The sequence below is a fragment of the Xanthomonas sp. WHRI 7945 genome, from assembly GCF_035026585.1.
Window position 1 is genome coordinate 97,714 of sequence record NZ_JAYIQP010000007.1, and the last position, 17,867, is coordinate 115,580.

General features: G+C 68.1%; 12 protein-coding genes. 7 read left to right on the top strand and 5 right to left on the bottom strand.

What is annotated here, in order from left to right:
- Positions 1-1,531 precede the first annotated feature (1,531 nt).
- Positions 1,532-4,096: a DUF1963 domain-containing protein gene (locus VDQ83_RS07890; protein ID WP_455434481.1), complete on the bottom strand. Its 2,565-nt coding sequence runs from the start codon at positions 4,094-4,096 to the stop codon at positions 1,532-1,534.
- A 170-nt stretch (positions 4,097-4,266) separates the two neighbouring features.
- Between VDQ83_RS07890 and VDQ83_RS07895 the strand changes: the two genes are divergently transcribed.
- From VDQ83_RS07895 to VDQ83_RS07905, 3 genes are all read left to right on the top strand, one after another.
- A complete protein-coding gene (locus VDQ83_RS07895) occupies positions 4,267-5,187 on the top strand; it encodes a hypothetical protein (protein ID WP_455434482.1) in 921 nt (306 codons plus the stop codon).
- Between the two features lie 212 nt (positions 5,188-5,399).
- Positions 5,400-6,065, top strand: a complete 666-nt coding sequence (locus VDQ83_RS07900) for a DUF4142 domain-containing protein (protein WP_455434483.1) — start codon at positions 5,400-5,402, stop codon at positions 6,063-6,065.
- Between the two features lie 292 nt (positions 6,066-6,357).
- The gene (locus VDQ83_RS07905) at positions 6,358-7,410 is read left to right on the top strand and encodes a DUF5694 domain-containing protein (RefSeq protein ID WP_455434484.1); all 1,053 of its coding nucleotides are present in this window, start codon (positions 6,358-6,360) and stop codon (positions 7,408-7,410) included.
- A 64-nt stretch (positions 7,411-7,474) separates the two neighbouring features.
- Here the strand turns inward: VDQ83_RS07905 and VDQ83_RS07910 are convergent, their stop codons facing one another.
- Both VDQ83_RS07910 and VDQ83_RS07915 read right to left on the bottom strand, forming a co-directional pair.
- Positions 7,475-8,707 carry a M1 family aminopeptidase gene (locus VDQ83_RS07910; RefSeq protein ID WP_455434485.1) on the bottom strand — a complete coding sequence of 411 codons (1,233 nt, stop codon included), beginning with the start codon at positions 8,705-8,707 and terminating at the stop codon, positions 7,475-7,477.
- A 143-nt stretch (positions 8,708-8,850) separates the two neighbouring features.
- Positions 8,851-9,771, bottom strand: a complete 921-nt coding sequence (locus VDQ83_RS07915) for an alpha/beta hydrolase (protein ID WP_455434552.1) — start codon at positions 9,769-9,771, stop codon at positions 8,851-8,853.
- A gap of 288 nt (positions 9,772-10,059) precedes the next feature.
- Between VDQ83_RS07915 and VDQ83_RS07920 the strand changes: the two genes are divergently transcribed.
- Complete coding sequence (locus VDQ83_RS07920) at positions 10,060-11,037, top strand: polysaccharide deacetylase family protein (protein WP_455434486.1); 978 nt, start codon at positions 10,060-10,062, stop codon at positions 11,035-11,037.
- A 107-nt stretch (positions 11,038-11,144) separates the two neighbouring features.
- Entirely contained in the window at positions 11,145-11,345 is a 201-nt protein-coding gene (locus VDQ83_RS07925; RefSeq protein ID WP_455434487.1) for a hypothetical protein, read from the top strand.
- 204 nt (positions 11,346-11,549) lie between these two features.
- On the opposite strand, the gene VDQ83_RS07930 is transcribed toward VDQ83_RS07925, so the two are convergent.
- Positions 11,550-12,860 (bottom strand): acetamidase/formamidase family protein, encoded by a 1,311-nt coding sequence (locus VDQ83_RS07930; protein WP_455434488.1) that lies wholly within the window; start codon positions 12,858-12,860, stop codon positions 11,550-11,552.
- Positions 12,861-13,096: 236 nt separating this feature from the next.
- Here VDQ83_RS07930 and VDQ83_RS07935 point away from each other — a divergent pair, with 236 nt between their 5' ends.
- A complete protein-coding gene (locus VDQ83_RS07935) occupies positions 13,097-13,720 on the top strand; it encodes a DUF2076 domain-containing protein (RefSeq protein WP_455434489.1) in 624 nt (207 codons plus the stop codon).
- 375 nt (positions 13,721-14,095) lie between these two features.
- Here the strand turns inward: VDQ83_RS07935 and VDQ83_RS07940 are convergent, their stop codons facing one another.
- Positions 14,096-15,313: a glycoside hydrolase family 30 beta sandwich domain-containing protein gene (locus VDQ83_RS07940; protein ID WP_455434490.1), complete on the bottom strand. Its 1,218-nt coding sequence runs from the start codon at positions 15,311-15,313 to the stop codon at positions 14,096-14,098.
- A gap of 457 nt (positions 15,314-15,770) precedes the next feature.
- Here VDQ83_RS07940 and VDQ83_RS07945 point away from each other — a divergent pair, with 457 nt between their 5' ends.
- The gene (locus tag VDQ83_RS07945) at positions 15,771-17,858 is read left to right on the top strand and encodes a beta-galactosidase (protein ID WP_455434491.1); all 2,088 of its coding nucleotides are present in this window, start codon (positions 15,771-15,773) and stop codon (positions 17,856-17,858) included.
- The last annotated feature ends 9 nt before the right edge of the window (positions 17,859-17,867 follow it).

Consider the following 17,867-nt stretch of genomic DNA (forward strand, 5'->3'; position numbering starts at 1 on the left):
AGCAGGCTATCGGCGCTGCGGGAGAAAAACGGCTCCGGGAACTGCTGGTCGATGAAGCCGAAGTAGTTCGCATCCACTGCGGGCAGCGCGGCAATCAGGCGCTCGATGGCGGCGCACAGCTGCGTATCGTTCTTGGAGGCATCCAGCGCCCAGCCGCCGAAATCGCCGATGTCCGCGCTCTGCTGCACCTCCTCGGCAAAGAATCCTGCGGCGATCGCGTAGAAATGCAGGTCGTGCAATTGCGGGGTGGCCTGGCGCCGTTGCCATGCCAGCAGTCGCGCGTGCTGCACGCCCACCTGGATCATCAGCATGCCCCGACCCATTTCATGGGTGGCCCAGAGGAACTGGCGGCTGCCGTCGCGCTCGCGGATCCAGCACCATTGACGGTCCCTGCCGGCATGCACCGGCAACCAGCCTGCGGCCTGCAGGGCGGCGCCGAGATTCTGCTCGACCAGCGCGGGAATCAGTTCACGCACCCTGGCCTGCTGGATCAACGCCTTGTCGCGCGCGGCCAGCAGGAGGGACGATTTGCGTTTGGGTTCCAGGAAGAAGCGCAGGCCGAAGCTGCGTTCGACCTCGTCGTGCTCGCTCTCCGTCAGCCGGGGCAGCGTTAGGTCTTGCGGCACGCCACGCCGGCGCTTGAGCCCGCGGCGCGCTGCCAACGCGCGGATCGCCTGGAAGTCGTCCGACGCGAGCAGGCCGTCGAGCGTGGGCGCCACGCCATCCTCGGCGGTGAATGTCTCGTCCAGCCAGCCGTTCACCAGCAGCGCATACCAGTCGGTGAACAGTGCGGTCTCGTTAGCCTGGTCGGCGAGCGTGAGTACGCTGCGCAGCAACGTCGGCAACGGCAGGGCGTGGTCGGCATCGGCCTGCCGATAGAGCACGCGCGCCTGGCCTTCCCATTCGAGGTAGCCCGCATCGTCATCGCGCCCGAGCCAGCCCGGCTCAGTCGCAGCCAGCGCCTCGGCCCGCAGTCCGGCATCGGCGATGGCCTCCACTGGCGTACGCACCAGCACCCCGTGGCGCAGCAACACACCGGGCAACCGGAACCAGGTCAGGCTGGTGTCGTAGCGCGCTTGCAGATGCAACAGCCCGTGGATCAGCGAGGATTGGCATGGGCCGTCCAGTGCACTGCGGTCGACCAGATGGATCGTGCTCTCGATCAGGTCCTCGATGGCGTGCTGCGACATCGTGCGTCCTTCTGCGTCCGTGGCGTCAAGTGGAGCTTAGCCGTCTGTCCTTTGCAGGGGCATGAACGCGCGCAACGGCTGTCGCGGCGTGGATAAAGGGACTTCATAAAGCAACGTCGAATGCGAGCGAGACACGTCGCCGCCAGGTCGCTAGCGCAGCGGCTGTATTGCTTGCGTGCGCACAAGTGACGCCGCGGCCCATGTACGCGTTGCCGATCCACCATGGCGAGCGTTCTCTCGGGAAGAGGGGCAGCACCATGCGCGAAGTGGGAGGCGCGATGATGGAAGCGGGAAGCAGGCAGCAGGACGCCTGCTCAGATACCCGTTCTCAGGTCGAGCGCCTAGCTGCTCTCCAACCCGCAGTACACGTTGGAGAAATCCTGCTTGGCGAGGTCGCTCTTGTGGATCACGAAATACAGCTCGCCTGCGTCCCAGAAGCAGAAGCCGGGGTTCGCATCCGATGCGACGCGCAGCAGCACCATGAAATCCTCCGGGCGACCGTGCAGGCGGTTGGCGGCTTCGCTGAGCGGGGTATCGTGTTGCTTGAACACGTGGCTGTTCACGCCGTGCACCGGAGAGACGGGGGACTGCGCGGCAAGCCGATCGCGCAACGATTCGACGAGCTCATACGCTTCCTCCAGGGCATCCAGGCCCTCGGCCGCGCCTTGGTAATACTCCTCGTCGGAATAGAAATGCGGCACGCTGATCCAGCGGGCGGCGCTGGCGCGGTAGGGAAGGGTGCCGTCGTCCTGGTCGTCGACCAGCGCTGCATCGCTCGCCAGGTCCGCAGCGGTCTGCAGCGCCGCGCGCGGACCGGCGTAATGGAAGACCTGCGGCGTGAGGTCTTCCTGGTCCGAGATGAAGAAATACAGCACGCCGTCCCGCGGCAGGTAGGTCTGTAGCGGGGCCAGCTGCGCGCAGTCCAGTTGCGCGATGAACTGCATGGGGCGGATCGTGCCGTCGAAGGCGGTGACCCGGGGGTAGGACATGTCCGGTGGCAGGTCGGGCAGTCCGCCGAAGCGCGTGTTGCCGCGCATCCGGTAGTCGTCCGCTTCGTCCGTGGCCAGCGCGATTGCGCGCCAGGCCAGCGCCTGCATCCCGGACCGGTAGGGCGCCCACTGCGCGTCGCTTGCCAGCGCCTGCTCCAGTTGCTGGGCCAAACCCGGGTCGCTGCGCACGTAGTAGGCGTCATCGTCGAAGGCGACCGTGCCTTGGTCGCCGGCGCCCTTGTAGCGGTAGTCCAGCAGGGCGTGCTTCTTCGGCAGTTCCAGTTCCAACCGTTCGATGCGCTCCAGCCCGGCGGGCAGCGCGGTCAACGGGTTGTTGGTGAGGTCCAGCCGTTGCAGCGCCGGCGAGGCCGCGACGCTGGCGGGCACGGTCTGCAACTGGTTGCCTGCGAGCGACAGGGTCTTGAGTGTGGCGGGGAACGACGTGTCGGGCAGCTGCTCGATGGCGTTGTCGTCCAGCACGCAATACATCAGTGGCAGCGACAGCAGTTCCGGCGGCACGGTGCGAATGCCGGTGCGGGTGACGTGCAGGCGCCGCAGTGCGCGCAGCGCCCCGAGCGCGGCGGGGAGACGCTCGAGGGCCTTGGCCCTGACGATGCTCAGGTCCTCCAGGGCGGAGAAGCGGGCGATCGCGTCCGGCAATTCCCGCAATCCGTTGGCGCCGGCGGCTTCGTCGTCGTAGTAGACGCTGAGCGAACGCAGCGACGTATAGGCGTACAACGCCTCCGGTAGCGTGGGTCCGGCCAGATTGGATAGGTGCGCGTGGCGCGGCAGGCCAGGCGGTGCGCTCGACAGCTCGTCCATCGAGGTGAAGCGGTAATTCGACCAGTCCAGGGTCTCCGTCGCCAGCTTGCGCGCGATGCGCACGGGATAGCGATGGCCGGCGCCGTACGCCTGCAGGTAGCCGCTGAAGCCGACCCAGCCCTGCTCCAGCACCAACTCTCCCCAGAGCTTGAGGTCGAAACGCAGGCCGCCCGACCAGAGATAGGCCTGGTGGGCCGGCTCGCGATCGTCCTCGAAGCGGATACGGCCAGTCGGCACGCCCGCGCGGTGGACGCCCTTCACCGAGAATCGGAAATACACCTTGGTATCGTCCACCAGATGCGCGCGTGCGGTCGCGTCCGCCTTGCGTGCACGCGCTTGCAGGTCGATGACCAGTTCGTCGCCACTGCTGCCCGTATTGCCGATGCTCGCCCCGGTCTCGCGCCGGAAGTCGAACGCCAGGTCGTCGATAAGAAAGACGTCGCGGCCGTCCTCGGGAATGCGGAACGGCTCCGCCGGCGCGGTCACGGGTGCGGGATGCCCATCGTCGTTGCCGTCCTCGTCGTCCTGGCCGCCGAGCATGTTCTGCATCCAGGCGTCGTGCGCCGCCAGCGAAGCGGCGGCGTCGCCGGTCACGCGCAGGCTGCGCAGCGCGGCGTCGAGCACTGGAACATGCTCGGCCTCGGTGCCGGCCGGGCAGTCGCCCACGATGTCCAGGTACAAGGCATCGTCCAAAAGCACCATGACGAACAGATACACATAGTCGTCGCCCTGCGCGGTCACCTGGAATGCAGGGCGGCCGTCGATCACCAGTGCCTGCTCGGCCAATACCGCGACTTCGCCGCGCCGTGTCCGGCACTCGGCACGAAAGCCTTCCCAGGGATCGGCGGCGGCATCGTGCGGGGTCTCGCGTCGCACGATGACGACACCCAGCGAAACTTCATCATCGGCGACGGGGTACGCCGCTTTGACGAACTGGCCTACCTGCCGCACGACGGTGAAGCGATCGGGCAGGTCGATGGAGAGGGCATCGGTCTGAACGCGGCGCATGGGCGTGGCATCGGCAGCGGTTGAGTGGCCGCAGCTTACCTTGGTGTTTTTACGGTTGTCATGCGTGGGAGGCGTGTTGATCCACACACGAGCCGGCATGGAAGCGCCTACGTCGTCGATATCCAGGCCGTTCCCGATGATGCACAGCGCCCGTCATAGGACCTGACGGCACATGGAGGTACGATTGGAGAGAGGCAGCGCGCGCTTCGGTCTATTGGCGAACGTGCTTGGCAGCTCGGGTAGAGGGAGGCGATCGATTGGAAACGACCCAGCATCACGCGCAACAGCGTCCCCCGGCCACGCGGCTCTACGCACTGCTGGCGCGCGAGGCGCGCACCGGTGTGATCTTCCGCCGCGGACCCAGCAAACAGGTGCAGCTCATCCGCTGGGACCTGCGCGAGGACAGCTTCGAGCACGGGCAGTGGTTCAAGGGCCGCATCTACGAGCGACGTTGCGATCTGTCGCCGTCGGGTCGGTTGCTGGTGTATTTCGCGTCCAAGCAGCAGGGCGATTTCGTCACCTGGACAGCGCTGTCGCGTCCGCCATTCTTCACTGCGCTGGCGTTGTGGCCGAAGGGCGACTGCTGGGGCGGTGGCGGCATGTTCGAGGACGAACGGACCCTGCTGTTGAACCATCGTTCGCAGGAGGGCCGCGATCCCTTTCCGTTGCCGACCGGCTTCCAGGTGCCGCACGACCTGCAGGTGCGGCCGTTCGGACGCGGCTCGGGCGGCGGCGAGGACGAGCCGATCGACAGCGCGCTGCGGCAGCGCGACGGCTGGCAGGTGATCGATGCGGGTGTGGGCGAAACCGGTGGCCTGACGTCGGGCGTGCTCTACCGCTTCACCCGTCCGCGCGTGTGGGAGAAGCCGGGCGCCAGCGGCCGCCGGTTGCAGTCGCTGCTGCAGGTCGTCGGCCGCGGGAACGAGGCATGGTACGGCCTGGACCATCGTGTCCTGGACCGCGACGGCACGGTGCTGCTGGACCTGCCCGGCAGCGACTGGGCCGACTGGGACGGCGGCGATCTGGTCTTCGCACGCGATGGCTGTCTGTACCGGCTCACGAAAAGCGGTTTTCGGGACTATGCGCAGGACGGCGAACGGGTCTTCCGGCTGTTGCACGATTTCAGGAGCGCGCGATTCGCTCCGCTCGCGCCGACCGCGAACGCGCTCAAGTATTGATCGCGAGGTGCCGGTGGATGGAGGCAATGCCTAGTTAGGATCGCGGCGCAGCGATCCGATGCATGGCGACGGACACATTCGACTGCCGCGCCTCTTCGTTCGAAACAGCCCATGGCCGTCGCGCTTGACCATGCATCGGCACTTTCATCGTCACACTACAAAACTGAAGAATTCATCCCGATTGCATGATGCGTCTTCACCCGCATAGCGCGATGCTGGCCTCCCCATTGGAGGAGGAATCGCATATGAAACATTCACTGTTGGTGCTGTCCATCGTCGGTGCGCTGGCCATCGCGGGCTGCAAGAACAAGGACAACGACGCTCCGGCACCCACCGCGGACGCGCCGGCGGCCTCCACCGAGCCGACGCCGGTCGGCGGCGCCGCGACGCCCACCACGCCGCCGGTCGGCGAAGCCAGTCCGGCACCGGAAGGTGCGGCGCGCGCCAGCTCCGGGGACGACATCGCGCTCGGCCTGTTGGGTGCGGTCGACAAGAACGAAATCGCAGCGGCAAAGCAGGCGCAGGAAAAGAAGGTGACGGGTGCGGTGCTGGACTACGCCAAGATGATGGAGAAGGAGCACTCCGCCAACCTGGAGAAGACCAAGGCGCTCGGCACGCTGGCCGAAACGCCGGACGTCAAGCAGCTGGAGACCAAGGGCGAGCAGGAGCTGACCACGCTGGGCCAGAAGTCCGGCAAGGACTACGCGGCGGCCTATATCGACGCGATGATCGCCGGGCACAAGGAGGCGCTGCAGCTGATCGACTCGCAGATGACGGCGGCGGCGTCGACCGATCCGGTCAAGAAGCACTTGACCGAGACCAGGACGCACGTCGAGCAGCATCTGGCGAAGGCGGAAGAGATCAAGAAGTCGATGTGATCCCATGGCGTGGCAGGTCGTCGACCTGTCGCGCCTTGCTGGCGCAACGTCCGCACGCACGCGTTGGCATTCCTTGTAGCAACCGATCGGGCTCGCTTCTTTCATCCACTACTTGGATGGCAAGAAGTGAGCCCGCTTGGTTGTTGCGCAACGATTGGCATGCACGCGCCGCGGCGACGGCGAAACCCATCGCACGTCACCGACGCATGCCTTTCGGCACGCCATCCAACGGCACGGGTGGCGGTGCGCGCGTTTGGCGACACTGTCCGCTACAACCGGATGGAGGGATGGCATGGCGCGATGGCGGTCGATGGTGGGATGGTGCGTGGCGCTGGCGCTGCCCGCCGTTGCGCAGGCGCAGGTGGATCTGACGACGTTGGACAAGGACATGCTGGGGCCGCGCACGCAGGTGCTGGTGCTGGGGTCGGTCCATCTCAGCGAGATCGACGGCGGCGTTGCGCCAGCGGCGCTGGACGCGCTGCTCGATCGCCTCGCGGCATTCAAGCCGGACATCATCGCCATCGAGGCCATCGGCGGCGAGCAGTGCGATCTCGCTGCGCGCCACCCCAGCGTCTATGGCGCCGACTATTGCCTGTCGACCAGCGAGGCGCAGGCAGCGACGGGGTTGGATGTGCCCGCCGCCCTCGCCGAGGTCGACACGACGCTCGCCGCCTGGCCGGCGCAGCCGACGCCTGCGCAGCGGCGACGACTGGCGGCCGTGTTCCTGGCGGCCAACGAACGTGCCTCCGCCTATGCGCAATGGCTACAGTTGGCGCCGGCCGAGCGGCACGCGGGCGATGGCCTGGACGCGGCGCTGGTGGCGGCGCTTGCCAAGATCGCCACGAGCAGCAACGAGAACTACCGCATCGGTGCGCGCCTGGCGGCACGGCTGGGCTTGCCGCGCGTGCACCCGGTGGACGACCACACCGGCGACAACATCCGGGTCGCCGACAGGAAGGCGTTCGGCCAATCGATCGAGCAGGCGTGGAAGGACGGCAGGGCCGCGCTGGACGGGATCGAGCGGCAGGAGCAGGCGCTGCAGCAGGGCGATCTGCTGCCGTTGTACCGCTTCATCAATAGCCCGGAGAATCTGGCGATCTACGCAGACGTCAATGCCGGCGCGGCGATGCGCGCGGCGTCGCCGCAGCACTATCCGCAGATCTGGGTGAGCGGCTGGGAAATCCGCAACCTGCGCATGGTCGCCAACCTCCAGCAGACGTTCCGCGAGACGCCGGGCGCACGGGTGCTCTCGATTGTCGGCGTGTCGCACAAGCCATGGTTCGACAGTTGGCTTGGGCAACTGCAGGGCGTGGAGAGCGTCGATGCGCAGCGGGTGTTGCAGTGACCGGCGACGGCCGCTGCGATGCGGCGCAGGCGGCCGTGCGGCGGCGGTGTCGCGGTGACCGCTTTCAGCGTGTTGCTGCCGTCGGCTCGGCACTGCCGTAGACCCATTCGACGAAGACCGCCGACAGGTCCTGGCCGCTCGCGCGCTCCATCGCGGCCTGGAAATCGCGGCTGGTGACAGTCTTTCCCGCATGGCCGCGGGTGAACCCGCGGATGCCGTTCCAGAAGGCCTGTTCGCCCAGGCGCTCACGCAGGTGCGCCAGGAACAGTGCGCCCTTGCTGTACTGGACGGCGCGGCGCATGCCGAGGGATGGATAGCTGCCCGACCACGCGAGCGGCTTGTCGAAGCCCGCGGCGCGGGCGCGCTCGAGCCGACGCTGTGCCTGTTCCAGTTCCTGCCGATAGGCGGCAGCGCCGACCGCCTGCTCCTTCCACGCCGCGGTCATGAACGTGGTGATGCCTTCGTTCAACCAGAAGTCCTGCCACGTCGCGCAGGTCACCAGGTTTCCCCACCACTGGTGGGCCATCTCGTGGGCCACGATCCACGCTGCGGACGGCGCCTGGCGATCTTCTTCCAGGGCTTCCTGCCCGATCAGCGAAAACGTCGCGGCCTCCTGCGCTTCCTGTCCCGGCACCAGCAACTGCGTATAGCGCCGGTCGGGCAGGGCGATGCCGGCCTTGTCGGCGAGGAAGCGCGCGATGCCTGGCGCCTGCGCGAACGCCGCCGGCAGGTCGGCACTGTTCCCGGTGGCGTCCAGGTACACCAGTTCGCCGACGTCGGTGTTGACCGTCGCCTTGGCGAAGGTGCCCGCGGCGAAGCCGAACAGGTAGGCCGAGTAGGGCCGGGTGGAGCGCCAGCGATGCAGGACCAGGCCGTCGTGGCGCGGACGCAGCGGCAACGCCTTGCCTACACCGAGTGAGGTCGCGCCTGCCGGCAGCAGCAGGTCGAGCGCGAACGCGGCCTTGTCGCCGGGCGCGTCCTGCAGGCAGACCATCCAGTCGCAGGCGAAATAGCTGCTGTAGACGCCGTCGCCGGCGCGCACCAGGCCGCGCGCGGGCACGCCCTCCAGCGCGAAGCGGAGCGTGGCGCTCGCGCCCTTCTCCAGCGGCGCGGGCAGTTCGAAGACGACGCCGTCGGCGCGACTGACCACCGTCACCGCGCGCCCGTCCAGCGACGCGGCATGCAGCCGCAAGGCATTGGGCGAGAACACCAGCTGCGACACCCGCTGCGTGCCGCGCAACGTGATGCTCTGCGTGCCCGCCACGGCGGTGGTCGCCAAGTCGGGACGCAGGGTCACCGCGTAGCGTTCGACTTCGAATCCCGCACCGGGCGCCGGCGCCCCCGTCTGCGCCGCCGCGCCCGTCGCTACTGCCGATGCGGCGACCAAGATGGCCAATGCCGCGCATGCGCGCCGGCCCGCTCGCCGGGGCGCCAGGCGTGTCATCGGGACTCCTTGGTGGCGAGCAGATACTTCAGCCCGTGGGTGAGTCCGCGCGGCGCCACGCTCAGGTGGTCCTCGTCGTTGAGCACATCCAGTTGCACCTGCAGCCCGGGATAGCGCCTGGCGCGCAGGCTGCGCACCATCGCCTGCGCATCGTCCACCATGTCGTAGTTCTGCCCGTAGCGGGTCTGCTCGTACTCGCCGACGTACAGATAGACCTGCGCAGGCAGATCCTTGTGAGTGGCGGCGAACGCCTTCTCCTGGTCGCGCATGGCGTGCTCGCCGTACCAGTACGACGGGCTGCCCAGGATGTAGCCGGCGAACATCTCCGGCGCGCTCAGCAGGATCTGGGTGCCGAGCAGGCCGCCGTAGGAGTGGCCGAGGTACAGGCGCCTGCGTTCGTCGGTGCGGTAGCGCTGCGCCACGAACGGCAGCACCTGGTCGCGCAGGTAGCCGATGTAGCCGTTGGCCTTGCCGTGCGTGGGGGTCGGCGCCGCGTTCGCTCCGTCCTCCGGCGTCGGCGTGTAGTCGCGGCGTCGGCTCGGCATGGGCTCGTCGCCGACGGCGTACGACAGGCCCACCAGGATGAAGTCGTCGATCTTCGGCCCTTCGCCGTTCAGGCGCCGCGCGATCTGCCGCACCAGCGGGAAGGCGTAGTCGGCGTCGGTGACATAGAGGACGGGATAGCGGCGGGCGGGATCGTCTGCATAGCCGCGCGGCAAGGCGACGAACACCTGGTAGTCGCGGCCGGAGGCCGGATCGGGCACCGTCCAGACCTGGCTCTCCGGGATTTCGTAGGGCTTTCCTTCGCTGCGCTGCCGTCCCGGCATGGAGGCGCTGGCTGGCGCGGACGTTGCCGGCGCCGGGGACGTGGACGTGGCGTCCTTTGGTGTCCTGGCACAACCTGCGAGCAGCAACACGATCCATCCCAGCGACATCCACTTGCTCAATCTCGTTCTCCTGCCCGCTCGGGCTGCATGGGATCCGGCGTGTGCGGACAGGGCGGCATGATGGCACGGCATCCGGTCGGCTCCGTTGCAGCGGCGTTTGCACAGCAGGCTGCGGTGCAGAATGAGCGGATGCGCATGCGTGCGGCCCGTTGCCGCAGCCAGGCCAACGGCGACGCGACACGCTGCCGCCGCCGCCGCACGCGGCGGACGCATCTGCGGCATCCGCTAGACTGGCCCGCTCCGGATCTGGTGTCGCCGATGAAACGTTACTGTCGCTATGTGCTGCTGGCCGTGCTGGCCGTCTTCGGTGCCGCGCAGGTGCAGGCGCAGGAGTCAGACCGCCGCATCGCGGTGACCATCGACGACCTGCCGTGGCAGCGCATGGGCAATACTCCGGCTGCGCAGCTGCCGGCGTTCCATGCGCAGCTGATGGCGTCGTTGAAGCAGGCGGATGTGCCCATCGTCGGATTCGTCAACGAGGACAAGCTCGAACAGGACGGCCACCTGCAGCCGCAGCGCGTGGCGATGCTGCGCGACTGGCTGGACGCCGGTTACGAACTGGGCAACCACACCTACGGCCACGTGAACCTGCACGAGGTCGGCTTGCCGGCCTACGAGGACGCGATCGTGCGCGGCGAGCGCAGCCTGCGGCCGCTGCTGGCCGAGTACGGGCAACAGCTGCGCTGGTTCCGCCATCCGTACCTGGCCACTGGCCGCAGCGCGGCCGATCGCGAAGCGGTCGTCGCGTTCGTTGCCGCACGCGGTTACCGCATCGCACCGGTCACCGTGGACAACAGCGAGTGGGTGTGGGCCTTCGCCTATGCGCGGGTGCTGGAAACCGAGCCGCAAGGCGCGGCACGCGAGGCCACGCTGCTGCGGCTGCGCAAGGGCTATGTGCCGTACATGCTCAACAAGCTGGACTACTACGAAGCGCAATCGCAGCAGTTGTTCGGCCGCCGCATCGCGCAAGTGTGGCTGATGCATGCCAACGAACTCAATGCCGTCGCCTTCCCGGAACTGATCGCGGCCACGCGCCGCCGCGGCTATGCGTTCGTCACTCTGGACGAGGCGCTGCGCGATCCGGCCTATCGGCACGCCGAAGGCTATACCGGTGGTGGCGGCATCAGCTGGCTGCACCGCTGGGCCATGGCCGAACACAAGCCCAGGAACTTTTATGCCGGCGAGCCGCTGGTGCCGGCGTGGGTGTCCGCGCTGGCGGGGATCGATGCGGAATAGGGGCAAGCGGGTCGGATACGTTGGGTGCATGGAGCGCACCTGCGCCGTTCACCCGTCCATGCATGCGATGGCGTCACGCTGTCGCCTCCTCACTCGCCAGCCTCTCCATGCGCGCCTCAGACACGCCACCGTGGAAGAAACCCAAGCCGCGCGGCCAGCGCGCGCAGCCGCTGTCGCCTGCGCAGAAGGCCGCGGCGCGGCAGCGCGCCGAAGAGAATGGACGCCCGTATCCGAACCTGATCGACAACATGTGGGCGGTGCGATTGCCGCGCGGCGATGGTGTGGCGGAGGACGTTGGGGAGGAATAGGCGTCGAGGTGCGCATGCGGTTGCAGAGCAGGTGCTGAGTTCTGGTGTGCGACCTGCAGCAGCGGCGCCGTTTGATCTTGGGCGATCGGTCGCGGCAGGCCCTGTCGGTAAGGCCCGTCGCGACTGAAGTCGCTCCCACAAGAGAGCCGCTCCCGCTACGCAGTGATGGCTGCATTGCCTTCGCGGATGCGCTGGCTCCGGTGTTCAGTGGGCCGGCGTCTGCAACGTGCGCAGCACCGACTTGTCGATGCTGGCCGCCACGCCGATGCTGCGCCCGGCGAGATTGGCCACCCGGTACTGCACCGCCACGCCCAGTACCTGGGTGGCCTGCGCCAGCGAAAGGCCGTAGTCCTGCTGCAGCCAGTGCAGCATGCCGGAGGTGGCCACGCGCAAGGCCTCGTCGCTGGAGCCGGCCTGGCCCAGCGTCATGATCTGCTCGGGCGATTCCACCCGCGGCATCGCGATCGCCCGGTGCTTGATCAGGTCGACCCGCAGTTCCACGTCCAGCGAGGTCTCCAGCGCCCATTGCGTGGTCTCGCCGTCGCCCTGCAGCGCGTGCCCGTCGCCGAGATAGAGCAGCGCGCCGGGCTGTTGCACCGGCAGGTACACCGTATTGCCGGCGACCACCGCGTTGAAATCCATGTTGCCGCCGCTGACGCCGGTATCGCCGGTGGACAGGGCGGCGCTGCCGAAGCCCGGCGCCAGCGCGAGGCCGCCGAGCATCGGCCGCAGCGGGATCGCGAAATGCTTCATCGGCCCTTCGGCATCGAGCGGCGACGCGAGCGAGGCGTCGCGGTCCAGGCGCCAGCGCACGTGTTTGCCGAGTCCGGCGGCTTGCGCGGCCACGCGCGGGGTCTGCAGGCGCCCGACCAGGCCATCGAGGCTGTCTGCACTGTCGCGGTTGAGCCGCAGCGAGACCAGATGGATGGCTAGCGTGTCGCCAGGTTCGGCGCCGGCCACGAAGAACGGCCCGACCTGCGGATTGCCGAACAGCGCGCGGGTGGTGCCGCTTGCGTCCACGCCGCCCGAATCCAGCGTCTGCGTGCGCAGCGTGTCGCCGGGCCAGAGCACCAGCACCGGCGCGCGATCGGCGCTGAAGGTGTTGGCGTAATCGGCGGGCACGAAACGGTGCGTGCGTGCCGCGCCGCTGCTGCGTGCAGGCACGCGCCAAGCCTCGAAGGGGTGGGTGGCGCGTACGTCGGCGGCATTGGTATCAGGTTGGTCGCTGCGCCCGCGCATGCGCTCGCCATCGACGCTGCCGTCGAAGCGGTAGACGCGGCCATCGGCGGAGGTGGCAACGAACGCCACCGCATCGCCGTGGCGGGTGCCGCGTACCGGGTCGGCGTCCAGCCGTCCTTGCAGTTGCGTGCCGGTCGCGTCCAGTTCGAGCGTCTGATAGACGCGGTTGCCCCATAGATCCGTGGCCACGATCCATTGCTCGCCGCCCCATGCCGGCGCCGCTGCCGCCAATGCCAATGCCAGTGCCGCGTTCCAGCGCATGCTTCGCCGCTTCATCGTCGTTCCCTGATGCGTGGTCGTTGACTACATTTGTAGTCATTGGCCGCCGGGGCTGGAAATGCCGGAAGTCACGCATCCAGGCTGTCGTCGCTGACGGCCTGCGTCGCGTGCCGTTCCCGCGGTCTCGATGAATGTCGCCGCACCAAGGTGGCGGCCTCTCCCTTGGTGCCGGCGCGTCCGCGCCCATGCTGTGCCTGCCGGCATTGGGCCGGTCACCTCCTCCAGGTACTGGTATGACCCCGCAAGAACAACAGCTTCTCGAAGATTTCCTGGCCCGCGTGCGCGGCGCCGGCGGTGTGGCGAAGGATCCGCAGGCGGACGCGCTGATCCGCGAGCGCCTGGCCGGCCAGCCCGATGCGGCCTATCTGCTGGTGCAGCGGGCGCTGCTGCTCGAGCATGCGCTGGAGACCGCCAAGGCGCAGATCGCGCAGCTGCAGCAGGCCGCGCCGCCGCCAGCGGCCGCCAGTTTTCTCGGCCAGGGATTCAGCGCGGGACCGCCGCCGTTGCCGCCGGCGCCCGCGCCGCAGGGCGCACCGGGGTGGCGCGAGCGCTTGTTCGGCGGTGGCGGTGGCGCGGCCGAACAGGCGCCGGTCGCGGCACCGGCTGCGCGCGGGCCGAGCTTCCTCGGCGCCGCGGCCACGACGGCGGCCGGCGTGGCCGGCGGCATGTTCCTGTTCGAGGGCGTGGAGAGCCTGCTCGGCGGTCACCACGGCGGCGGATTCCTGGGCGGCGGCGCGTCGCAACCCGCCGTGGTCGAGAACGTCACCAACAACTACTACGACGATGCGCCGCTGCAGGACGCCGATCAGGACTTTTCGGACGACACCAGCCCGGATGGCGACGACAACTGGACCTAGGAATCTGGACGTCCCGCTTGGCAGGCCCCTTGATGGGGCCACTGAGCGGGCGTTGTAGCGCATTGCGCCTGCGATGTCTGTCCGCCGTGGGCACTTTTCCCTGCTCTTCATCAGGCTGCCGCCGCATGGCCACGTTTCGCTGTCCAGCGTGGATGCTGCCTTGGCGGACGTCAGGTCGGGACTCGCCGCGGCGGGTCCCAGCCTGATGCCGGCGACAAGGCGCGAAAGGCGACGCGCGAGGTTACGGCATGGTCGTCACGCCTGACGCGCAGCATGCATGGCCGGACGAATCTGCGGCCTGTCGGGCCGCAGATCCTCCGTGTGTCGTGCGCTGTGGCGAACGGACCATCGGTCCGGGCGCCGCAACGCAAACGCTCAGTTGCTGATGAACGTCGCCACGCTCTGCGGATCGACATAGAACGCAGTCTGGCCGTTGCTGACCTGATACGTGCCGCCGTAGCCGACATTGACGCTGGCCGAGGTGCTGTACTTGGTGAAGCTGGGCGCGCTGCCGCTGGGCAGGGTGACCTTCAGTTCGCGGTACTGGGTGCCGGTGTTGACCGCGACCAGCACGATCTTGTTGTCGGTCCGCTTGTAGGCGGTGACGGCGACGTCGCTGTACGGCGCGGCGGTGGCGCCGATCCGCTTGGCGCCGGGGCGCACGAAGCGCGCGTACTGCGCCATCGCGTAGCCGCGCTTGCTGATCGCACCGCCCTCGGTGATCAGGCCATAGCTGCGGCGGATGTACCACCAGATGTAGGCGCTGTAGTTGGCCGCCATGCTCTTGTGCAGCTCGCTCGCCACGCCCAGCGCGGACGGCCAGGCATTGCCGTCGGTGTTGTCGGTGTAGTGCTCGGTCATCCACAGCGGCTTGCCCTTGCTGCGTGCCAGCGGATAGTCCTTCGGCTGCACCCCGTACAGGTGTCCGCCGATGATGTCCACGTGCTGGCTGGCGCTGCTGTTGAGCAACGTGTCGGTCAGGTTGGGATTGAAGTTCAGCGACTCGGCGGCGAGCACTTTCAGGTTGCCGAATCCGGCGCCCTCGGCGCTGAGGAAGTTGGTGAAGTCGCTGGCGCTCCATTCCGCCGACTCGTAGTCCGGATGCCAGTCCGGTTCGTTCTGCAAGGAAAGCGCGTACAGCGGCGCGCCTTTTCCGGACATGTAGTTGGAGAAGTCCAGCAGATGCTTGGCATAGGCGCCGTAGTACTGCGGCAGCAGCTTGCCGCCGTTGTTGAGGTTGTTGTTCGACTTCATGTACGCCGGCGGCGACCACGGCGAGGCCAGCAACAGCGCGCCATGCGAGCGCGCACGTACCGCGGCCGGAACCTGCAGGCTCCAGCCGGAACTGGAGGGGTCGATGCGCATGCGCATGATCGACAGCCCGATCTGGCCCTCGCCGCTGCCGAAGGCCAGATCGACCTGGGCCGGCGTGAGGTCGGCGATCCAGCCGGCGCCGCTCATGCCGCCGAAGCCCTGGATGGTCTGGTGCGTTTCGCTGGGGGTGACGGTGACGTTCTGCGCCAAGACCGGTGCGGTGGACAAGATCGCTGTGGCCATCGCCAGCACAGTGGCGAGGATCCGTGGTGTTCTCATGGTTGTCTCCGGGGGAATGGGACAGGGGCTTGTGGCAGGGCGTGACGCTACGCCGCCGACATGACATAGACAATCGCTGCATGCACCAAGCGCGACAAGTGGGATGCAACGCGCAGGGAGGCAGGGATTGCATTCGCGAAGGCGTAGGACAGCCGCGAGCCTGCCCCGGACACGCGCATAGCGAATGGCGATGCCTCGGCTACTGTGCAGGCCCGGCGCTGCGCATGCCGAACTGCGGGTGCATGCGCGAAAGCGGCCTTGTCGGTGCATTGCGGATACCAGGTGTTGTGCGGGCGCAATCCTGAGCCGCGCGGCCGCGACATCGCCTGCTTTGTGCACAGTTGCGCATCCAGGTTCGGCAAGTTACGCAAGTGCGCACATGGTACGTGCGTGCACAATGACGCTGGCGGCCGCCAGGGTCTGCCGGCCGCCTTTCCCCCTCCCGACGAGTCCGCCTATGCCATCGCTTTCCTGGTTTCCGCAGCGCACCGCAGCGCTGCTACTCGGCACGCTGTTCGCGCTGGCTGCCGTGGTGCCCGATGCTCGTGCCCAGGCCACCCGCTATGCCGATGCCGCGCCGGTGCTGTTGGGCGTGGCCTGGTATCCGGAGCAGTGGCCCGAGCAGCACTGGGAGCGCGATCTGGCCTTGATGGAGGCCGCGCACGTGCGTGTGGTCCGGATCGGCGAGTTCGCCTGGAGCCGCATGGAGCCGCGCGAGGGCCAGTACGATTTCGGATGGATGGACCGCGCCATCGCCGCGGCCGCGCGGCACCACATGGTGGTGGTGCTCGGCACGCCGACCGCCGCACCGCCGGCGTGGTTGACCCAGGCCTACCCGGACACGCTGCGCATCAGCCAGGACGGCGTGCGCGACGAACACGGCAACCGCCAGCAATTCTCCTTCGCCAGCACACGCTATCGCCGCTTCGCGCGCGCCATTGCCGGGCAGATGGCGCAGCGCTATGGCCGCAACCCGCACGTGGTCGGTTGGCAACTGGACAACGAGTACGCACAGGCCTCGTTCGATCCGGAGGCCAAGGCGCAGTTCCATGCCTGGCTGCAGCGCAAGTACGGCAGCATCGAGGCGTTGAACCAACGCTGGGCGACCGCGTACTGGAGCCAGACCTACAACGACTTCGCGCAGATCCCGGTGCATGAGGACGAGCAGAATCCGGCCCTGTTGCTGGAGTGGAAGCGCTTCGTCAGCGATACCTGGACCGACTATTCGCGCAATCAGATCGAGGCGATCCGTCCGCATGCCGATCCGCGCCAGTTCATCACCACCAATACGATGGGGTGGTTCGCCGGCTTCGATGCCTACAAGCTGCATGAGGTGCTCGACATCGCCGCGTGGGACGACTATGTCGCCGGGGAGCGGTACGACTGGGTGGACAATGCGGCGCGCCACGATCTCACCCGCGGCTACAAGCACCGCAACTACTGGGTGATGGAAACCCAGCCGGGCTTCGTCAACTGGCGCGCGACCAACGTGGCGCTGCGCAAGGGCCAAGTGCGGGCGATGGCCTGGCAGGCGGTGGCGCACGGTGCCGATGCGGTCGCGTACTGGCAGTGGCGCGCGGCGCCGAACGGGCAAGAGGAATACCACGGCACCCTGGTCGGCGCCGATGGCGAGCCGGTGCCGGTGTATGCGGAGATCCAGCAGGTCGGCGCGGAGTTCGCCAAGGCCGGCGCGGCGCTGGCGGGCACCACGCCGCATGCCGACGTCGCGCTGATCAACGATTTCGACAGCCGCTGGGCGCTGGGGTTCCAGAAGCATTCGGCCGATTTCGACGCGGTCGTGCAGATGAAGTCGTTCTACCGCCCGCTGCGGCAGCAGGCGCAGGTGGTCGACGTGGTCTCGGCGATGGCGCCGCTGGACGGCTACAAGCTGGTGGTGGCGCCGTCGCTCAACGTGCTCAGCGATGCGCAGGCGCAGCGCTTGCGGGCCTACGTCGAACGCGGTGGGCATCTGGTGCTGGGCCCGCGCAGCGCGATGAAGAACGCCGACAACGGCCTGCAGCCGCAGCGCCAGCCCGGTCCGCTGGGCGAGTTGCTGGGCGGGCGCGTGGAGCAGTTCTATGCGCTGGACAAGCCGATTCCGGTCGCCGGTGCGGCCGGCGAGGGCAGTGCCAGGATCTGGGCTGAGCAGCTAAAGGCACGTTCGCCGCAGACCGAGGTGCCGCTGCGCTATGGCCAAGCCAACGGCTGGCTGGACGGCGAACCGGCGGTGCTGACCCGGCGTGTCGGCAAGGGCCGCATCAGCTACGTCGGCGCCTGGCTCGACGACGCCACCCTCGACCGCCTCACCGGCGACTGGCTACGCGATGCGCAGGTGCGCGCGCCGCTGGCGGACGTGCCCGCGGACGTGGAAGTGGGCGTGCGCAGCGACGGCCGTCGCCGCGTCGTGGTGCTGATCAACCATGGCAGCGAAGCGCAGCAGGTGCGTCTGCCGGCGCCGATGCGCTCGCTGCTGAGCACCGGCGCGGCCAGCGACGTGGTGCAGCTGGCGCCGGAGGACGTGGCGGTGCTGGACGATCGCCGATGAGCGCGGTTG